The following is a 17,094-nucleotide window of genomic DNA, read 5'->3' on the forward strand; positions in this document are numbered from 1 at the left end:
CACCGGGGTTACCGATGGTGTTCTGGATCTCAGTCTGGAACCTACTTGCCCGCGTGGCGTTTTCTGCCGGTGGCGTGAGTGACCTGCGTTTCGTTGTCGCCTTCAATCACCACTTTACGCTGATTAGAAAGCTTGTAGTTCAGTCCCAGAATATGGCGTGCCTGACGGTTCGATTTCATGTTAACTCCTCAATCCTGTTGATAGTTTTAAGGACCAGTTTGCTTACGCAAACGAAATGTAACCCCTTAGGTTGCAGATCCAGCTTAGCAGGTTTTTACAAGGGTGCGTTTTGCCCGCTGACGACATAGTTAATGGTCTGCTGGTAGATGTCACTGAGGATGGCATTGTCTGTGGATTCCACCCACCTGGTCAGCTCCATCAAAATGTCATCTTCAGTCACAGCACCGTGCTCGGCGTGAAGACCCTGTGCAATCGCGTTAACGAGTTCAGGTTGTGCTGCTGCGGTATTAGCCGGGTAATAAGTAAACATGCTGCCTCCGTGTCGTTGTCTGTTTAATGGTACGGCTCGCAAAAATTTAATTCACAAACAGAATGGCAAATATTTTCCCGATTGTGGCTCAGATTCATCTTAGAAATAAAAATGACATAAGTGCATGCTTTTATGCACATTTAAACGGTGTGGATATATTGACGGGTAACGGCGGGGGATATTATGACTGCGCTCCTGCTATCGCGGAAATATAGCAGGAGCAGCGTTTAAATTACCACTTCATTTCACCGGTATTCACTTTGGCGCTTAATTCCAGCGAGCTCTCGTCCGCCAGACCCGGGTACTGTTTTTTCAGGGTGTTGATGACGCCTGCGGAATCTTTGTGCGCGGCCAGGGCCTTGTCAAAGCGCTGGAGATAGTCGCGGGTAAAATCAATCGCGCCCGTACCGGCGGGTGGCGTGCCGAGATAGTGACCCGGGATCACGCGCTCGGGTTTGCGTGCCGCCATGCTCATAAGGGTTTCCTGCCACTGCTTACGGCTTTCTGCCGTCTGGGTGTCAGCCGTCCAGACGTGGATCCCCCAGGCCACCCCCGTACCGCCTAGGATCGTTTTTGCTGACGGGATCCACACATAGGCCGCGTAGCCGTCAGGCTGCTCGATATCGACCTTTTCCCCGTCAACCATAAACGTCGTGGACGCGAGGACCTGCGGGACGATCAGCTCCGTCGGCGCGCCGTCCTTCATCTGCGGGCCCCAGAAGGCGAGCTTGGCGTCTTTGGTGGCTTTAATATGGTCAACCACGTGCTGCGTGGCCACCACTTTGGCATTCGGGAAGGCTTTCACCAGCGGCTGCAGGCCAAAATAGAAGTCCGGATCGCCGGAGGTGATCACAATCTTATTCAGGGTTTTGCCGCTGCGGCGAATTTTCTCTACCAGCGCTTCGCCATCCTTCACGCTGAACTGCGCGTCGAACAGCACCGCCTCTTTCGGACCGGAAACCAGGGTGGAGGAGACCGGGAAAATGCCTTTCTCCTGCGGGTTATACGTATCAATGGTCAACGGCGCGGCAAAAACAGCCGGCGTGAAGAGGGTGGAAAGCAGGGCAAGGTGGGTGAGTTTCATGCTGTTGTCTCTGTTGTTCAGGAATGTTTCTATTGTACGGATAATTGCATTTGCCAGAATTCCTGAAACAGGACATGCTTAGTTTCATAAATCGAGCAAATGGAGCTTCTATGGATCGCGTTATTGCCGCTCAGGTCTACAACCGGATATGCGAGCTGGGCAGTTTGAGCGCGGCGGCCCGCGCGCTGGGTATCTCGCGACCGATGGTCAGCCGCTACCTGGAACAAATGGAGAAGTGGGCGGGCACGCGCCTGGTGAACCGCTCCACGCGCAAGCTGACGCTGACCGCGGCAGGGGAAAAGGTGCTGCAAAAAACGCGCACGCTCTCGCAGATCTCGCAGGAAATTGAAGGCCAGTCGGAGAAAGATCTGCCCTCCGGCACCCTGCGGGTGGCCTGCGCGCACTTTACCGCGATGCAACTGATAGCGCCGGTGCTGCCCGGCGTGCTCGCGCGCTACCCGCAGCTGCGCATTGAGCTGGACGTGAACAACCACCCGGTCAGCCTGGTGGGAGAGCGTATTGACGTGGCCGTGCGCATTACCGACAATCCCGAACCCGGCATGATTGCCCGCCGGCTGGGAGAGTGTCGCTCGGTGCTTTGCGCCTCGCCGGAGTATCTTGCTCAGCAAGGTACGCCCGCCAGCCCTGAAGCATTAGCCCAGCACAACTGCCTGCACTACAGCTTTTTTGCCGGTCAGTCCTGGCATTTCCTGACGCCGGAAGGCGAAAGCCTGAGCGTGGCCGTCAGCGGTAACCTGAGCGCCAGCATCTCTTCGCTGCTCATGGACGCGGCGATGAAGCACTGCGGTATCGCCATGCTGCCGGAGCGTGAAGCGCGTGCCGCGCTGGAGCAGGGATTACTGGTGCCGGTGCTGAGTGAGCTGGAGCCGAAACCGCTGGCAATCCACGGTATTTATCAGTCCCGTGAATACCAGCCCGCCGCGCTGCGCGTGTTCCTCGACGCGCTGGCGCATCATCTACTCGGCGACTAAGACTCGTCTGTCTTCGCCGCAGAATCTGAGCAGCCTTCTATACTTAACCCTTTGTAAGCCAAAAGGAGAGCAAGAATGACTATTCATAAGCACGGTTCAGCACACTGGTCTGGCGACATTAAGCGCGGAAAAGGAACGGTTTCCACCGAGAGCGGCGTTCTCAATCAGCAGCCTTATGGTTTTAACACCCGCTTTGAAGGTGAAAAGGGCACCAACCCTGAGGAGCTGATTGGCGCGGCACACGCCGCCTGCTTCTCAATGGCGCTGTCGCTGATGCTTGGGGAAGCGGGCTACACCGCCGATTCCATTGATACCACGGCGGACGTCTCCCTGGACAAAACCGACGGCGGCTTTGCCATCACAAAGGTTGCGCTTAAAAGCAAGGTGACCGTTCCCGGCATCGCCCCCCAGCAGTTCGACGGCATCATTCAGAAAGCCAAAGCGGGCTGTCCGGTGTCGCAGTTGCTGAAAGCCGACATCACGCTCGATTACAAACTCAACTAAGCCCCAGCCGGGTTCGCGCCCGGCTATCCCTTCAGCGCGGCGGGAAAGACTTCCGCCAGCCAGGCGATAAATACCTTCAGACGGTGCGTCAAATGTCGGTTCTGGGGGTAAACCACATGAAACGGGTATGCGGCAGGGCGCCAGTCGTCCAGGATTGCCGCCAGGGTTCCCGCCTGCAAATACGGCTTGGCCGAATACTCAAACGTCTGCACGATCCCCAACCCTGCCACGGCAGCGGCCAGATGGGCATTGCTTTCATTCACGCCGAGATAGTGCGGAATATTGATTTCCAGCACCTCGCCGTTCTGCCTGAAGCGAAACGGAAACGGCCGCCCGGTGGCGGGAGAGAGATAGCTAATCAGCTTGTGGCCGTTGCGCAGCTCCTGCGGATAGGCCGGGACGCCATGGTTTCTCAGGTAACCCGGCGTCGCGCAGGTGACCATTTCAGCGTTCCCGAGATGGCGAGCGATAAGGGTCGAATCGTCCAGCGGGCCGCCGCGGATCACGCAGTCTACGTTACCGCTGATTAAGTCCACGGGCTGGTCGGCCACGCCAAGATCGATGCGGATATCCGGGTAGCGCTGCATAAAATCCGGCAGCAGGGGGATGAGCACGTCGCGGGCGGTAGAGCCGCCCACGTCGACGCGCAGATGCCCCTTAGGCGTTGCGCGCGAGACGCGAAACGACGTGTCGATATCTTCGATATCAATCAGCACCCTGAGCGCTTTTTCATAATATTCCATCCCTTCCGGCGTCGCGACCACCCTGCGCGTGGTGCGGTGCAGGAGGCGGATCTCCAGATGCGTTTCGAGAGATTTCACCAGCTTGCTCAGCGTGGCGATGGGCATATTGAGCGAGTCCGCCGCGCGGGTAAAGCTGCCGGATTCCACCACTCGCGTAAAGGCGCGCATAGCCATCAGCTGGTCCATTATGCTCTCCAGATTATTTCCCTGCGTGAATAGTCATTTTCATTTTTGCCTGTTTTTCAGTAATGCCGCAAGGGCTAAAGTTTGTTCAACGCAAACCCAACTGAAGGTAAATGACATGAACACGACTCTCTCAGGAAAAATCGCACTGGTCACCGGCGGCAGCACCGGCATCGGTCTTGCCACGGCGCAGGAGCTGGCGGCTCAGGGCGCGAAGGTTTACATCACCGGGCGTCGCCAGGCCGAGCTTGACGCGGCGGTGGCTGAAATCGCTTCAACGGCAGTGGGCATTCGCGCCGACGTTTCTAAACTTGCCGATCTGGATGAGGTTTATGCCCGGATCGCAAAAGAGGAAGGCCGTCTCGATATTCTGTTCGCCAATGCGGGTGGCGGCGATATGCTGCCGCTGGGCGCCATCACCGAAGAGCAGTTTGATCGGATTTTCGGCACTAACGTTCGCGGGGTGCTGTTCACGGTGCAGAAGGCGCTGCCGCTGCTCTCCGCCGGATCGTCGATTATTCTGACCGGCTCGACGGTGTCCATTAAGGGGACGGCAAACTTTAGCGTCTACAGCGCGAGCAAGGCCGCCGTGCGTAACTTTGCCCGCTCCTGGGCGCTGGATTTGCAGGGCCGCGGGATCCGCGTCAACGTGGTCAGCCCGGGTCCGATCAAAACTCCCGGTCTCGGCGACCTGGTGCCGGAAGAACACCGTCAGGGGCTGTACGACGCGCTGGCCGCGCAGGTCCCTCTCGGACGCTTAGGCGCGCCGGGTGAGGTGGGTAAAGCGGTGGCGTTTCTGGCCTCCGACGCGGCCAGCTTTATTAACGCCACCGAGCTGTTCGTGGACGGTGGGATGGCGCAAATCTAACCCAGGCTGCGCCAGCAGCGAACGTGACGGCCCTCGCGTGAGGGCTGTAACGGTTGGGGACGTTCACACCCCTGCGCGGCCATCGGGCAGCGGTCACGGAAAAAACAGCCTTCGGGCAGATGACGGTTGCCGGGAAGTTCCGTTTTGCGCAACGCCAGCGTTTCATCCAGCGGTTCGCCGGTGCGGGGAACCGAATCGAGCAACAGTTGGGTATAGGGGTGTCGCGGCTCGCCAAGCACCTGCGCGGCGCTGCCCAGCTCCACGATCTGGCCGAGGTACATCACCGCCACGCGGTCGCTCATGTGTCTGACCACCGAGACGTTATGTGAAATTAACACGTAGGTCAGATTACGCTGCTGCTGCAGGTTCACCAGCAGGTTGAGGATTTGCGCCTGCACGGAGATATCCAGCGCGCTGGTCGGTTCATCAAGCACGATAATATCGGGATCGGACGAGAGCGCTCGGGCGATGGCGATCCGCTGGCGCTGCCCGCCGGAGAAGGCGTGCGGAAGCCGGTCGAGATACTCCGGGCGAATGCCCACCTGCAGCGCCAGGTTCTCCGCCAGCTGGCGGCGTTCCCGCTCGGGGCTGCGCTTTTGCACCCACACCGGCTCGGTGATGATGCGCCAGACCGGCAGGCGCGGGTCGAGCGAGGAGAGCGGATCCTGAAACACCATCTGCATGCCGCCCGCGTGATGCGCGCGGTGGCACGCGCCGGTGCTGGGCCTAAGCATGCCCATCAGCAGTTGGGCCAGCGTGCTTTTCCCGCAGCCGGACTCCCCGACAATGCCCAGCGTTTCCCCCCGGCGGATCTCAAGATCGAGCCCGTTGAGCGCATGCACCTGTTCCGTCACGCGCCCCAGCCAGTTTTTACGCGCCGCAAAGTTCACGTGCACGCTATCCAGTTCCAGCAGTACATCAGACATGGTGTTTCTCCCGTTGCGGATACCAGCAGGCGGCCTGTTGACCTTCTGAGCCATTCGGCTGTAAGCGTGGCGTTTCGCTGCATTTCGCCCCGGCGGCAAAGCAGCGCTCGCGGAACGCGCACCCCTGCGGAAGCTGGCTGAGGTTGGGGACCGTGCCGGGGATAGCGGGAAGCAGATCGCGCGGCTGGCCGTTTTCCGGCGCGCACTGCAGCAGGCCGATGGAATAAGGATGTACAGGCTGGTGGATCAGCGTTTGCGTGGCGCCGCTCTCGATCACGCTGCCCGCATACATGACGTACATTCTGTCGCACAGCTGCGAGACCACGGCCATATCGTGGCTGATAAACAGCACCGAGGTGCCGCTGGCCCGCGCCTTGTGCTTCAGCAGGCGCAGCACCTGCAGCTGGACGGTAACGTCCAGCGCCGTGGTCGGTTCGTCGGCGATAATCAATTCCGGCTCGCAGGAGAAGGCAAGGGCGATCATCACCCGCTGACGCATCCCGCCGGAGAGTTCAAACGGATAGCGCGCCATGACCTGCTTCGCGTCCGGAATTTGCATCTCTTCCAGCAGGGTAATTGCCTTTTGCTGCGCCTCGCGCCGGGAAAGCGGCCGATGCTGGCGGATCACCTCCACCATCTGTTTGCCAATCCGCCGCGTCGGGTTGAGGGCGGTCATGGGCTCCTGAAAAATCATCGCGACCTTTGCGCCGCGCCACTGGCGAAGCTGTTTTTCGGACGCCGTCAGGACGTTTTCGCCGAGCAATGTCACCTTACCGTGATGGATACGGTAGCTGCCCTCCGGCAGCAGGCGCATGGCGAGCATGGCGGTCACGGATTTACCCGATCCCGATTCGCCCACCACGCCGACGATTTCGCCCCTGCCGATCGCCAGCGAAACGTGGTTTAGCGCGTGGACCTCCCCGCGAAAAATCGGGAAGCTCAGGTGCAGGTCTTCAATATGCAGTACCGGTTCGGTCATCACTGTTTGCCTCCTGACTTCGGATCCAGCAGGTCGCGGATACCGTCGCCAAACAGGTTAAAGCCCACGGCGGTAATCAAAATCGCCGCACCGGGAAAGGCGCAGTACCACCACTGGTCGAGGACGTAGTTACGGCCAACGGCCACCATTGCGCCCCATTCGGCGGTGGGCTGCTGCGCGCCCAGGCCAATAAACCCCAGCGTGGCGGCCATCAGAATAGCGCTGCCGATGTCCAGCGACGCCTGCACAATCAGCGGCGGCAGGGCGTTGCGCAGGATATGCCAGCGGATCAAATGCCAGCGGGAGGCGCCGAACGTGCGGGCGGCCTGAACGTAGGTAAACTGGCGCACCACCAGGGTTTGCCCGCGCGCCAGTCGGACGTAAAACGGGATGCGGACGATTGCAATCGCCAGCATGGCGTTAAACAGGCTCGGGCCAAGCGCGGCGGCCAGCGCCATGGTCAGCACCAGGGAGGGAATGGAGAGCATAATGTCCATCACCCGCATGATGACGGCGTCACCGCGCCCGCCCAGCACGCCGGACAGACAGCCCAGCAGCGATCCGATGCCGCCGGCAATCACCACCACCGCCAGCCCGGCGGTAATCGACTGCTGGCTGCCGACCAGCACGCGGCTGAACAGATCGCGGCCCACCTCGTCGGTACCAAACCAGTGCTGTGCAGAAGGCGCCAGCAGGCGGGCGGTCAGATCCAGCGCGTTCGGGTCGTGCGGCACGATCCACGGTGCGGCCACCATAATGAAAAGCATCACGAGCATAATCACGCCGCCCACGATCGTGAGCGGGCTTTGACGCAGCATCCAGAACAGCTTTGCCCAGCTGATGCGCCGTCTGGCGGTTTTCACCGGGACGGGCGTTTCCTGCGTTAACATCATTCGGCACCTCCGCGCCCGATTCGCGGGTCAATCCACAGGTAAAGCAGATCGACCACCAGATTAACCAGCACGTAGGCCAGCGAAACGACGACCGCGAAGCCCATCACGGCAGGGAAATCGAGCGCCTGAATGGACGTCACCACCCAGGCACCCATCCCCGGCCAGGCAAAAACGGTTTCAGTCAATACGGCACCGTACAGCAGATCGCCCAGCGCCAGCCCGAGCACGGTTATCGACGGGATCATCGCATTCGGCAGGGCGTAGCGCAGGACGATGTACCAGCCGGGCAGGCCGCTGGCGCGGGCGGTGCGGATGTAGTCTTCGCTAAGCTGCTCCAGCATCGCGGAACGGACCTGACGCGCCACGATGCCCAGGTGAACAAACGCCAGCGTTAGCGACGGTAAAATCAGATGCTGCAGCGCATTGAAAAAGACCTCGCCGTTGCCCTCCAGCAGCGCGTCCAGCAGATAAAACCCGGTGACGTGCGTCGGCGGATCGAGCCAGTCGTCGAGCCTGCCGCCGCCCGGCAGGATCTGCAGGTGCCCGTAAAACAGGACAATGACGCCCAGCCCAAGCCAGAAGGCCGGGGTGGAGATCCCGGTCATCGCCATTAATCGCACCAGGTGGTCGAGCCAGCGGTTGCGGTACACCGCCGACAAAATCCCCAGCGGCACGCCGATGACCAGCGCCAGCAGCAGGGAACAAAAGGCCAGCTCCAGCGTGGCGGGGAAAAAGGCCTTCAGGTCTTCTGCAACCGGGCGCCCGGTACGAATGGACGTGCCTAAATCACCGTGGGCCAGGGCGTCCACGTAGCGGCCAAACTGAACGTACAGCGGCTGATCCAGCCCCAGCTGCTGGCGAATATTCTGCACGATGTCGTCGCTGGCGCGGTCGCCGGCCAGCAGACGGGCCGGGTCGCCGGGGATCAGGTGTGAAATAATAAAGGTGATAATACAGACACCGGCCACCACCAGGAGTAACCCCCAGCAGCGCTGGCGCACGATGCTCCAGAACGTCATACGCTTTCCCCCGGCAAAACGGTTATTTACTCATGGTGGCGATGTTGAACACCTGCTCAAGCATCGGATTAAAGGTGAAGCCTTTAACCTCTTTGTTCATCGCCAGCTGGTAGTTCTTCTGGAACAGATAAACGTAGGCCGCCTCGTCGATGACCACCTTTTGCGCCTGCTGGTAATCCCTGGTGCGTTCCGTCTGGTCGGTGGTTTTCAGCGCGGCCTGGAGCAGCGAATCAACGTCTTTGTTCTCATAGAACGAACGGTTGCCCGGCAGCCCTTTTTTGTCCGATTCGAACCAGTAGTTCATGAACATGTACGGGTCGGCAAAGTCCGGGCTCCAGTTGCCGATGGCGATGTCGTAATCGCCTTTTCCGACGCGGTCGCGCATGGTGGCATTGGCCAGTTTTTCCAGCTTGACGTTAATGCCGATCTTGCCGAGGCTGGCCTGGGTTGAGAGGGCGATAGGCTCCCAGTTTGGATCGTTGTCCGAGTAGAGGAAGGTCAGGCTGGCGGGCTTGTCTTTAACCTTCTCCAGGGCCGCTTTGGCTTTGGCCTCGTCGAGGCTGTACTGCATGGCCGTGGCGTCAAATCCCCACATGCCTTCCGGGATCGGGCCGCGCATCTGCTTGCCGTTGCCGCTCAGAATGCCTTTCACCATCCCCTGGTAGTCCGTCGCCCAGGAAATGGCCCGGCGTAAATCCACCTGATTAAGCGGGGCTTTGCTGTTGTTGAGGTAGAGGTAGGTCACGCGCAGGGACGGGTATTCGGCGACGGCCACTTTGCCTTCCTGCTTGAGGGCCGCCAGCTGATCGACCGGCAGGGAGTCGGCAATGTCCAGGTCACCGCGGGAAAGCTGCAGGCGTCGCGATGCGCTCTCACCGATAATTTTCACCGAGACGCGCTTGAAGTGCGGCTTGTCGCCCGGCCAGTGGGGGTTTGGCACCAGCACCAGCTGCTGGCCTTTCTGCCAGCTTTTGAGCATAAACGGCCCGGAACCGGCGGTGTTTTGCGCGAGAAAACCGCGCGCATCGTCCGCGGCATTGGCCTTCAGCACCGCCGGGTTAATGATGGACGCCCCGTCGTTTGCCAGCGTATACAGGAAAGGCGCGAAAGGCTGGCTGAGGGTGAACTTCACCGTATGGTCATCCACCGCATCAATTTTCAAATCTTTAGGGAAGGCTTCAGATGGCCCCTGGCCGAGCTTCAGCAGGCGCTCAAAGGAGAGTTTGACCGCCTCGGCGGTGACCGGGGTACCGTCGGAGAATTTTGCATTGTCCGCCAGGGTAAAGGTCCACTCTTTTTGGTCGTCGGAGGCTTTCCAGCCGGTCGACAGATCGCCTTCTACCTCGGTGGAGCCCGGCTTGTACTTAACCAGACGCTGGTAGGACGGATAGGTCACGGTCCAGTCGTTGTTATCAATGGTGATGGCCGGATCGAGCGTTTGCGGGTCGGCGGCTTTACCGATCGCCAGCATGTCTTTCGGGACGGCGGCCAGCGCCAGCGGTGCGCTCAGGGCCAGCGTGGCGGCAATGACGGTTGAGAGAAGCGATGTTTTCATGGCAGTGCTCCAGGTTTAAAGAGGGGTGTGCGTCAGTGAAAAACAGGCAAAACGGTCATCAAGCAGCGGATAGCTGGCGGCGTTCGGCAGTTCGAAATGCCACCATTCGCTGCTGATACCCACAAAACCGCCGCCAAACATGATGGCGTTCAGCAGCAGACGGTTGCGCTGAGCGTGCGGCGGTACGGAAGGGTGATACGGATGCGAACGATCGTGCATTTCGTCAAAACCGGCGCCCATGTCCAGCACGGCGTTATGCTCGTCCATCAGCGTGACGTCGATGGCCGTGCCGCGGCTGTGGTTGGAGCCAATCGCCACGTCGACCACATACTCCGGGTTTGGGCAGGCATCCCACAGCTGGGCCTGCGCCTGCTGCGGTCGGTAGGCGTCGTAAACCACCAGCTTCAGCCCCGCCAGCGCGGCAATGCTGATGGCTTTTGCGAGCGCGGTGGCGGCATCGGTATGAAGCAGGCACAGCGCCTCCTGGTAGATCGGGCGACCGGTGATGTTATCGGCGGTGGCGTACTTCAGATCGATATGCAGCGCGGGAAACATCTTCGCCACATCAATCAGTTCACTCTCTTCGGGCATGGCTCCGCTCCTTTAGCGTTCGAATTGACCAAACTCTTGCTGTAATTGTCGGTTTACCGCCAGGCGTGCCGGAAGCGCATCGCCCAGCGCCTCCACCACGCCCGACAGCAGCAGGTTGAACAGACAGCTCACGGGGGCAAGTGAATCCCAGAAATGACCGGTATCGGTTTTCACCTGCAGTAAATCCATCGAATAATCCCGCGCCCACGGGCACCAGATATCGGTAATTAAGGCCAGCGGAATACCTTTTTCGCTCGCGACGCGGCAGTACTGGCGGGCCATCGCGGAGTAGGCGCGCGTATCGGTCAGCACGACATACGGGTGCGAAAACCCCGAATTCAGGGACTCTACCCAGCTGCCGGATGCCCCCTCCGAATAGCTCACGCGCGGGCGGAGGTACTCAAGGTGGCTGAAGAAGGCGTTGGCGATCCCGCGCGTAGACTGGATCCCCAGCACAAACACCGCGTCCGCATGGGCAAGGTTGTGCACCACCCGGCGGAAGACGTCCGTTTGCGCCAGCTGATAAACCTGCGTGATGGCGTCAACTTCCAGCGACAGGGCGTGCTGAAGGCGGTTGGGCAGGGGGGACTGCTGTTGCCAGGAGTCAAGCCGCTCGTTCATGCCCCAGGGCTGATAGGGATCGCGCAGGCTCTTTTTGGCATCTTCAAGGTTGCGATACCCCAGCTTGCGCAGGAAGCGTCCAACGGTAATCCCGCTGGTTCCGCTCGCCTGACCGACGCTTTCAGCCGTTTCGAAAGGTATCTGCGCGGCGTGCGCCAGCAGCCAGCTTCCAACCCGCTTTTCGCTGGGCGTAAGCTGGCTGAACGTCGCTTCGATACGGCTCAACATCTCAGGTTTCGTCGTCATACCGCCTCGCTGTTAACAGGCTGTCAAAAGCCGGATGTGTGTTACCAGATTAACAATGCATGACGCGTGCCATGTTCACAGAGGCGGTGAAACCTGCTGCGCCGTAAACTTCATGCAATATTTGTTTAACTAATGATCAACATTTGTGCAGCGTAGTTCACTTTTGGTGCACCGGCTGACCCGGCAAGTATGAATTTGGTGAATACGTCAGCGTGTTCACATTTTTGATAAGATAGATACACGGTGAATATGAAAGGGAACGCGGCATGGCGAATTGGCCCTGGCGAGTCAGCGAGCGTCTGATGGCGCTTGCAAAGAAAACAGGCATGGTTGTTGGGATCGTCCTGATCGTCCTGCTGGCGGTAAGGGTGTACCTCTCGCAGCAGGGACCGGAGCTGCACCTCTGGCATACCTGGCGGGCCGACGAGATGTCCGTGCGCGAGATGGACAATGCCGATTTTGCCGGGTATCAGGTCCGGGAAAAGGCGATTTTCACCGATCTGGATAACGCGGTAACGGCGAAAACAGCGGGCGAGGAACAGACTCCGTTAAACCGCTACTATCGCCAGAGCCTGGTGTGGCCCGGTCAGTTTGCACCCGATGCCAACCTTTCCTTTGTGCTGATGCCCGCCGGAAAGCCGCGCGGCGCGGTGGTGTTGCTGCACGGGCTGACGGATTCGCCCTACAGCGTCAGACATCTTGCTCAGAATTATCAGGCACACGGCTTTGTCGCCGTGGTACCGCGCCTGCCCGGGCACGGCACCGCGCCCGGCGCGCTGACGGACGTTGACTGGGAGATGTGGCTGGCGGCGACGCGCCTTGCCGTGCGGGAAGCGACGCGTCTGGCGGGAGATCGGGTGCCCCTGCATCTGGTGGGCTACTCCAACGGCGGAGCGCTGGCGATGAAATATGCCCTCGATGCCCTGGACTCCTCTACGCTGCGCAGACCGCAGCAGGTGATCCTGCTGTCACCGATGATCGGCGTGACGGCCTTTGCGCGGTTCGCCGGTTTCGCCGGATTACCGGCGCTGCTCCCGGCGTTTGCCAAAGCGGCGTGGCTGAATATCTCCCCGGAATATAATCCGTATAAATACAACTCGTTCCCGGTGAACGCCGCCCGCCAGTCGTGGCTGTTAACGAAGGCTCTTCAGGAGCAGATAGGCCGAGAGGCGCGGGAGAACAGGCTGACGAATTTGCCGCCCGTTCTGGCGTTCCAGTCGGTCATGGACTCGACCGTCAGCACCCGCGCGGTGGTCACCGGCCTGTTTGACCAGCTTCCGGCAAACGGCAGCGAGCTGGTGGTGTTTGACATCAACCAGGCGGCAAGCTTCCGCCCGCTGTTTAAACCGTCCTCCTGGACGGCCACAACGTCGCTGCTGCCGGTGGCGCAGAGGCGTTACGGTGTCACGATTGTTACCAATGCGGACGCACATAGCTTCTCGACGGTAGCGAAAATCACCCCGGCAGGCAGCACGCAGGAGACGGTTGTGCCGCTCGCGCAGTCCTGGCCGCGGGACGTCTATTCCCTGTCGCACGTTGCCGTGCCGTTCCCGCCGGATGACGATCTCTATGGTCGCAAGCCCGAGGTGAAAAACCGCTACGGAATCAGCCTGGGAACGATAGCGCTCTGGGGCGAAACGTCCGTATTGAGCGTCGGAAAAGAGGCGCTGATGCGGGTCACCTCGAACCCGTTTTATGACTATATGCAGGAGAGGATTAACGGCCGGATCGGGGATGAGAAAAAGTAATCTTCATTAGTTGCGTGAATATGTTAGGTCACGATGACTAAGTATGTTACACAGTAGCTTTAAGGCACCTTTTGCTCATCGGAACTCCTTTTTGTGCTGACCACGCTGATTTACCGAAGCCAGTTGAATTTATCCCTGCCGCCCACTGAACTGCGGGAGCTGGTGGAGCGTGCCCGGATCCGCAATGCCAATCTGAATATCACCGGGGTTCTGCTTGCAAGGGGCAGTGATGTGCTGCAAATCCTGGAAGGATCGGAGGAAAGCGTGCTTACGCTGTTCCATAAAATCCGCGACGACAGGCGGCACAGCGGGGTGGTTGAACTGATGCGGGATTACGGCCCGCGCAGGCGTTTCGAAAACGTCGGCATGCTGCTGTTTGATTTGCAGATCCAGTCGCCGAAAGAGGTTCTGCAGTCGGTTCTGAATTACAGCAAGCTTGATAGCTATCTGACATCCGATGACCGGGTTGATGCGCCGCGCGATAAATGCGCCCATTTCCGTGAGATAAATGGCATCGCTGCGGCGTTTCATTATTTGCAAAAGAATTACAATCCTACTGCGTCATTCTTCCTCTGACCATCTACCGGAAAGTACCGGTACAGCGTCGATAACCCCACACCGTAGATAATGGCCAACTGCTGACGGGTATGCCCCTTAACCAATAGCCGTGCAATCTGTTCCCGCTCATGCGGCTTTAATGCGTTGGGCCTTCCTCCTATGCGTCCCTGTGCTCTGGCTGCTGCCAACCCGGCCAGTGTCCGTTCGACAATTAGCTCGCGCTCCATCTCCGCCAGTGCCGACATCACGTGGAAAAAGAAGCGCCCCATGGCAGTGCTGGTATCAATACTGTCTGTTAAAGAGCGGAAGTGGGCACCGCGTTCATGTAACTCTGATATGAGTGCGATCAGGTTCTTAACGCTGCGTCCTAGCCTGTCCAGTTTCCACACTACCAAGGTGTCTCCGCTATTAACGCACTTTAAAGCGCGTTTAAGACCAGGACGACTAGCAACTTTTCCGCTCATACGGTCTTCAAAAATTCGGTCACAGTTTGCGCTTGTGAGTGCATTACGCTGTAAATCGCTGTTCTGGTCGATTGTTGATACGCGGATATAACCAATAACGGCCATCAATTTTCCTCCTCTACATCATGGTGGGAGGATTCTTGCAGATTTCGCTATGTGTAACTGTTTCTCCAAAAACCTTGGTTTAGGAGAGGGCTCGGCGTTACCTGTCGGTGTTCCTGTTCCGTGGCCGTCATCAACGCCACCAACTGGGTGGCTCAAGTGCAACGGAGCGGCGTTTACGGCCTCCCAGTACCCAACGCTGGCACTGGCTTATCCGGCGCTCAGATTGCCTGATTTACGCGGGGAGTTTATACGTGGATGGGATGATGCTCGTGGGGTTGATAGCGGGCGTGCATTACTTTCTGCACAAGGTGACACGCTACAAAATATCACAGCAACATTTGGGGATGTGACTACAGGTACGAACGCCTACGCTACTGGTGCGCTTAGCTCATCGGTGTTGACACCTAACCTACAACAACTTCCAACTACTGGTAATTACAAACAGCAGAACTACTCGTTTGATGCTTCTCGTGTTGCACGAACTTCAGCAGAAACTCGACCGCGCAACATCGCATTTAACTACATTGTGAGGGCCGTATAATGACTCAGGCAAAATTAAACAGTGAATTTATTGCCACGGTGGCCGGGAATATTTCCGTGTTTAACTATGATGGTGATACACGCGAATATTTTTCCTCATCAGTAGAATATCTGGCGGTAGGTGTTGGTTTGCCCGCTAATTCCTGCACCGATATGCCAGGTGAAAGCAAAGAGGGTTTTGCCATTTGCCGGACAGCAGATCTAAGTGCGTGGGAATATGTAGCTGATCACCGTGGTGAAACGGCATACAGCACTGGAACAGGCGAAGCGATTGCCATCACCGCACTGGGTGTTTATCCGCTCGGTACCACAACGCTGGTTCCTGCCACTCCATACGATAAGTGGAACGGCAGCGAGTGGGAGACCGACACGAAGGCACTGCACGAGGCAGCAGTGACAGAAGCGGAACAAACTAAAATCGCGTTATTGGCGGAGGCGACAGCAATTATCGTCCCGCTGGCAGATGCTCAGACTGGAGGCTATATCGACGATGCAGACGTGTCACGCCTGGCAGAATGGCAGCGATACCGATACAGACTAACTAAAGTCGAAACCAGTACCGCGCCAGAAATCATTTGGCCCGAACCACCGGCGGTGTAGGCCATTCAACGTTGGGTGCTTTTGATGTATCAATACGCATCAGCAGCACCCGATATTTTTTCCATGCTGTAAGGTCAGCGGTTTCCTCCTCTGTTGCGGTCCCTGCATCAACTGCATCCTGACGCCAGCTAATTTCATTATCAGCAACAGAGCGCTTTGCCGATCTCGCATTTTCAGCCACAGCAATCATCTGCTCTTTCGATGGTGGTGGCATATCAACCCATTGCGGACGACCATCGAGCGTATCAATAAACTTTCCTGGAGGCGCAGGAAACAACGCAGAGTACTCTTCGCCTGTAACGTCAACGCCATCGTTAGGCCATGTCCCGGCAGCTATCAGGCGCTCTTTCTCAACTATTGGATAAAAACCCGCAGTTGACGGACTCCATACATATTCAATTGTCATTTTAAGACACTCCTATAGCAATCCAGTCAACGTTAAAACCACCTGTGCCCCCCTGCCATAACCCAAACCGCGTCGTAGTTTTTGAGCCGGTTCCAAGACCAATATCCGCCGCTGCTTGTGCCGCAGTTCCCCCTTGCGATACCCCAACATCATTCCAGACCGTAGCGACCCTGAAATTTGCAGAGGAAAATGCACGTGGGAGTGTGACGTACTGGTTATTAACGCCTATTGCAAAACCAGCGCTACCTTGCTGGATTGTTGTTCCATCTGGGAAGCGAACCCACCCTGGCCCAGAAGTGAAAGCCGACATATCGGGGATTTGCCCCGGCCCCGTTCCGACCTCACGCTTTGCGGCTTCTTTCAAACCAAGGTAATTGAGAAGCGCTGCCACGGACTTTCCAGACAATTCGGTAAGCGTATTGTCCAGCGGCTGTTTACCTGCCAGCGCGTTTGTCATGGTGGTGGCGAAGTTTGGATCATTACCCAAAGCCGCCGCCAGTTCGTTCAGCGTATCGAGCGCCTCAGGGGAGGATGCAACCAGCGCCGCAATGGCAGCTTTAACAAATGCTGTGTTGGCCAGCTGTGTGTCATTGGCTGTCTGCGCTGCGGTTGGCGCTGTCGGCTTACCGGTTAATCCCGGACTGGCCAGCGGAGCATAATCGGCGACCACCGTTTTGACATGCGCGGTGGTGGCCAGTTTGGTGCTGTTATCGGTTTTTACCGCCGTTGGTGCGGTGGGTGTACCAGTCAGCGCCGGGCTTTCCTTCGGTGCATACTGGGTATGCGGGTCCGGCGCGGCAATATGGTCCGCCAGACCTTTATCGCCTTTCTCCACCTGCTGTTTCAGGTACGACGTTCGTTTGGCCAGCTGCTTAGCCTGACGGTTAGAAATCCCGTCAGGCCCACCCAGAACGGGGTCAGAGACCTCTATCTGGTAGATGCCGTCTTCCCACTGCGGGGTTTCAGGTAGGTTTGCCAT

At 58.3% G+C, this 17,094-nt stretch carries 21 protein-coding genes; 7 read left to right on the plus strand and 14 right to left on the minus strand.

The features are described from left to right. Positions 1-41: 41 nt before the first annotated feature. The 3 genes from sra to L6R44_RS02515 form a co-directional block, all read right to left on the minus strand. The gene (sra, locus tag L6R44_RS02505; RefSeq protein ID WP_032640700.1) at positions 42-179 is read right to left on the minus strand and encodes a stationary-phase-induced ribosome-associated protein; all 138 of its coding nucleotides are present in this window, start codon (positions 177-179) and stop codon (positions 42-44) included. Between the two features lie 95 nt (positions 180-274). Continuing rightward, positions 275-490: a biofilm-dependent modulation protein gene (bdm, locus tag L6R44_RS02510; RefSeq protein WP_237423130.1), complete on the minus strand. Its 216-nt coding sequence runs from the start codon at positions 488-490 to the stop codon at positions 275-277. Between the two features lie 232 nt (positions 491-722). Continuing rightward, a complete protein-coding gene (locus L6R44_RS02515; protein WP_237423131.1) occupies positions 723-1,574 on the minus strand; it encodes a Vmh family MBL fold metallo-hydrolase in 852 nt (283 codons plus the stop codon). 110 nt (positions 1,575-1,684) lie between these two features. Between L6R44_RS02515 and L6R44_RS02520 the strand changes: the two genes are divergently transcribed. Together L6R44_RS02520 and L6R44_RS02525 are read left to right on the plus strand one after the other, a co-directional pair. Beyond that, a complete protein-coding gene (locus L6R44_RS02520; protein ID WP_237423132.1) occupies positions 1,685-2,566 on the plus strand; it encodes a LysR family transcriptional regulator in 882 nt (293 codons plus the stop codon). A 75-nt stretch (positions 2,567-2,641) separates the two neighbouring features. Beyond that, positions 2,642-3,070: an OsmC family protein gene (locus L6R44_RS02525; protein WP_014883900.1), complete on the plus strand. Its 429-nt coding sequence runs from the start codon at positions 2,642-2,644 to the stop codon at positions 3,068-3,070. Between the two features lie 23 nt (positions 3,071-3,093). Here L6R44_RS02525 and L6R44_RS02530 read toward each other — a convergent pair whose 3' ends face one another. Beyond that, a complete protein-coding gene (locus tag L6R44_RS02530) occupies positions 3,094-3,999 on the minus strand; it encodes a LysR family transcriptional regulator (RefSeq protein WP_237423133.1) in 906 nt (301 codons plus the stop codon). 115 nt (positions 4,000-4,114) lie between these two features. Between L6R44_RS02530 and L6R44_RS02535 the strand changes: the two genes are divergently transcribed. Then, positions 4,115-4,864: an SDR family NAD(P)-dependent oxidoreductase gene (locus L6R44_RS02535; protein ID WP_008501706.1), complete on the plus strand. Its 750-nt coding sequence runs from the start codon at positions 4,115-4,117 to the stop codon at positions 4,862-4,864. On the opposite strand, the gene L6R44_RS02540 is transcribed toward L6R44_RS02535, so the two are convergent. From L6R44_RS02540 to L6R44_RS02570, 7 genes are read right to left on the minus strand one after another with little or no spacing between them, the layout of a single operon-like run. Next, a complete protein-coding gene (locus L6R44_RS02540) occupies positions 4,861-5,790 on the minus strand; it encodes an oligopeptide/dipeptide ABC transporter ATP-binding protein (RefSeq protein ID WP_237423134.1) in 930 nt (309 codons plus the stop codon). The genes L6R44_RS02535 and L6R44_RS02540 overlap by 4 nt on opposite strands. Continuing rightward, positions 5,783-6,769, minus strand: coding sequence for an ABC transporter ATP-binding protein (locus L6R44_RS02545; RefSeq protein ID WP_237423135.1), 987 nt, complete (start codon positions 6,767-6,769; stop codon positions 5,783-5,785). Before L6R44_RS02545 ends, L6R44_RS02540 begins: the two co-directional genes overlap by 8 nt. Continuing rightward, complete coding sequence (gene ddpC / locus L6R44_RS02550) at positions 6,769-7,662, minus strand: D,D-dipeptide ABC transporter permease (RefSeq protein WP_237423136.1); 894 nt, start codon at positions 7,660-7,662, stop codon at positions 6,769-6,771. The genes L6R44_RS02545 and ddpC overlap by 1 nt, the downstream gene beginning before the upstream one ends. Further along, positions 7,659-8,681 (minus strand): ABC transporter permease, encoded by a 1,023-nt coding sequence (locus tag L6R44_RS02555; protein WP_008501701.1) that lies wholly within the window; start codon positions 8,679-8,681, stop codon positions 7,659-7,661. Before L6R44_RS02555 ends, ddpC begins: the two co-directional genes overlap by 4 nt. A gap of 22 nt (positions 8,682-8,703) precedes the next feature. Continuing rightward, positions 8,704-10,236 (minus strand): ABC transporter substrate-binding protein, encoded by a 1,533-nt coding sequence (locus tag L6R44_RS02560; protein ID WP_237423137.1) that lies wholly within the window; start codon positions 10,234-10,236, stop codon positions 8,704-8,706. 15 nt (positions 10,237-10,251) lie between these two features. Next, complete coding sequence (ddpX, locus tag L6R44_RS02565) at positions 10,252-10,827, minus strand: D-alanyl-D-alanine dipeptidase (RefSeq protein ID WP_032640681.1); 576 nt, start codon at positions 10,825-10,827, stop codon at positions 10,252-10,254. Positions 10,828-10,839: 12 nt separating this feature from the next. Further along, positions 10,840-11,694, minus strand: a complete 855-nt coding sequence (locus tag L6R44_RS02570; protein ID WP_237423138.1) for a MurR/RpiR family transcriptional regulator — start codon at positions 11,692-11,694, stop codon at positions 10,840-10,842. A gap of 266 nt (positions 11,695-11,960) precedes the next feature. On the opposite strand from L6R44_RS02570, the gene L6R44_RS02575 reads away from it, so the two are divergent. Next, the gene (locus L6R44_RS02575; protein WP_237423139.1) at positions 11,961-13,442 is read left to right on the plus strand and encodes an alpha/beta hydrolase; all 1,482 of its coding nucleotides are present in this window, start codon (positions 11,961-11,963) and stop codon (positions 13,440-13,442) included. Positions 13,443-13,535: 93 nt separating this feature from the next. After that, positions 13,536-14,018 (plus strand): BLUF domain-containing protein, encoded by a 483-nt coding sequence (locus tag L6R44_RS02580; protein WP_442876496.1) that lies wholly within the window; start codon positions 13,536-13,538, stop codon positions 14,016-14,018. On the opposite strand, the gene L6R44_RS02585 is transcribed toward L6R44_RS02580, so the two are convergent. Beyond that, the gene (locus L6R44_RS02585; RefSeq protein ID WP_200028543.1) at positions 13,988-14,569 is read right to left on the minus strand and encodes a recombinase family protein; all 582 of its coding nucleotides are present in this window, start codon (positions 14,567-14,569) and stop codon (positions 13,988-13,990) included. The two genes, L6R44_RS02580 and L6R44_RS02585, sit on opposite strands and share 31 nt — an antisense overlap. 49 nt (positions 14,570-14,618) lie before the next feature. On the opposite strand from L6R44_RS02585, the gene L6R44_RS02590 reads away from it, so the two are divergent. Beyond that, on the plus strand, positions 14,619-15,110 hold the full coding sequence (locus L6R44_RS02590) for a phage tail protein (protein ID WP_237423140.1): 492 nt from the start codon (positions 14,619-14,621) through the stop codon (positions 15,108-15,110). Next, complete coding sequence (locus tag L6R44_RS02595; RefSeq protein ID WP_237423141.1) at positions 15,110-15,709, plus strand: tail fiber assembly protein; 600 nt, start codon at positions 15,110-15,112, stop codon at positions 15,707-15,709. Before L6R44_RS02590 ends, L6R44_RS02595 begins: the two co-directional genes overlap by 1 nt. Here the strand turns inward: L6R44_RS02595 and L6R44_RS02600 are convergent. Further along, positions 15,681-16,115, minus strand: a complete 435-nt coding sequence (locus tag L6R44_RS02600; protein WP_237423142.1) for a tail fiber assembly protein — start codon at positions 16,113-16,115, stop codon at positions 15,681-15,683. The two genes, L6R44_RS02595 and L6R44_RS02600, sit on opposite strands and share 29 nt — an antisense overlap. 1 nt (position 16,116) lies before the next feature. Beyond that, positions 16,117-17,094: a gp53-like domain-containing protein gene (locus L6R44_RS02605; protein ID WP_237423143.1), complete on the minus strand. Its 978-nt coding sequence runs from the start codon at positions 17,092-17,094 to the stop codon at positions 16,117-16,119.

It is taken from the genome of Enterobacter cloacae complex sp. ECC445, from assembly GCF_021892025.1.
GTDB classification, from domain to species: Bacteria; Pseudomonadota; Gammaproteobacteria; order Enterobacterales; family Enterobacteriaceae; genus Enterobacter; species Enterobacter chengduensis.

Bases quoted from the DNA above. Each gene is read 5' to 3' on its own strand.
- ddpX (WP_032640681.1), bottom strand. From the start codon at position 10,827: ATGCCCGAAGAGAGTGAACTGATTGATGTGGCGAAGATGTTTCCCGCG.
- L6R44_RS02560 (WP_237423137.1), bottom strand. From the start codon at position 10,236: ATGAAAACATCGCTTCTCTCAACCGTCATTGCCGCCACGCTGGCCCTG.
- L6R44_RS02575 (WP_237423139.1), top strand. From the start codon at position 11,961: ATGGCGAATTGGCCCTGGCGAGTCAGCGAGCGTCTGATGGCGCTTGCA.
- L6R44_RS02540 (WP_237423134.1), bottom strand. From the start codon at position 5,790: ATGTCTGATGTACTGCTGGAACTGGATAGCGTGCACGTGAACTTTGCG.
- L6R44_RS02605 (WP_237423143.1), bottom strand. From the start codon at position 17,094: ATGGCAAACCTACCTGAAACCCCGCAGTGGGAAGACGGCATCTACCAG.
- L6R44_RS02590 (WP_237423140.1), top strand. From the start codon at position 14,619: ATGTGTAACTGTTTCTCCAAAAACCTTGGTTTAGGAGAGGGCTCGGCG.
- ddpC (WP_237423136.1), bottom strand. From the start codon at position 7,662: ATGATGTTAACGCAGGAAACGCCCGTCCCGGTGAAAACCGCCAGACGG.
- L6R44_RS02545 (WP_237423135.1), bottom strand. From the start codon at position 6,769: ATGACCGAACCGGTACTGCATATTGAAGACCTGCACCTGAGCTTCCCG.
- L6R44_RS02520 (WP_237423132.1), top strand. From the start codon at position 1,685: ATGGATCGCGTTATTGCCGCTCAGGTCTACAACCGGATATGCGAGCTG.
- L6R44_RS02555 (WP_008501701.1), bottom strand. From the start codon at position 8,681: ATGACGTTCTGGAGCATCGTGCGCCAGCGCTGCTGGGGGTTACTCCTG.
- L6R44_RS02600 (WP_237423142.1), bottom strand. From the start codon at position 16,115: ATGACAATTGAATATGTATGGAGTCCGTCAACTGCGGGTTTTTATCCA.
- L6R44_RS02585 (WP_200028543.1), bottom strand. From the start codon at position 14,569: ATGGCCGTTATTGGTTATATCCGCGTATCAACAATCGACCAGAACAGC.
- L6R44_RS02570 (WP_237423138.1), bottom strand. From the start codon at position 11,694: ATGACGACGAAACCTGAGATGTTGAGCCGTATCGAAGCGACGTTCAGC.
- L6R44_RS02525 (WP_014883900.1), top strand. From the start codon at position 2,642: ATGACTATTCATAAGCACGGTTCAGCACACTGGTCTGGCGACATTAAG.
- L6R44_RS02535 (WP_008501706.1), top strand. From the start codon at position 4,115: ATGAACACGACTCTCTCAGGAAAAATCGCACTGGTCACCGGCGGCAGC.
- L6R44_RS02515 (WP_237423131.1), bottom strand. From the start codon at position 1,574: ATGAAACTCACCCACCTTGCCCTGCTTTCCACCCTCTTCACGCCGGCT.
- L6R44_RS02530 (WP_237423133.1), bottom strand. From the start codon at position 3,999: ATGGACCAGCTGATGGCTATGCGCGCCTTTACGCGAGTGGTGGAATCC.
- bdm (WP_237423130.1), bottom strand. From the start codon at position 490: ATGTTTACTTATTACCCGGCTAATACCGCAGCAGCACAACCTGAACTC.
- L6R44_RS02595 (WP_237423141.1), top strand. From the start codon at position 15,110: ATGACTCAGGCAAAATTAAACAGTGAATTTATTGCCACGGTGGCCGGG.
- sra (WP_032640700.1), bottom strand. From the start codon at position 179: ATGAAATCGAACCGTCAGGCACGCCATATTCTGGGACTGAACTACAAG.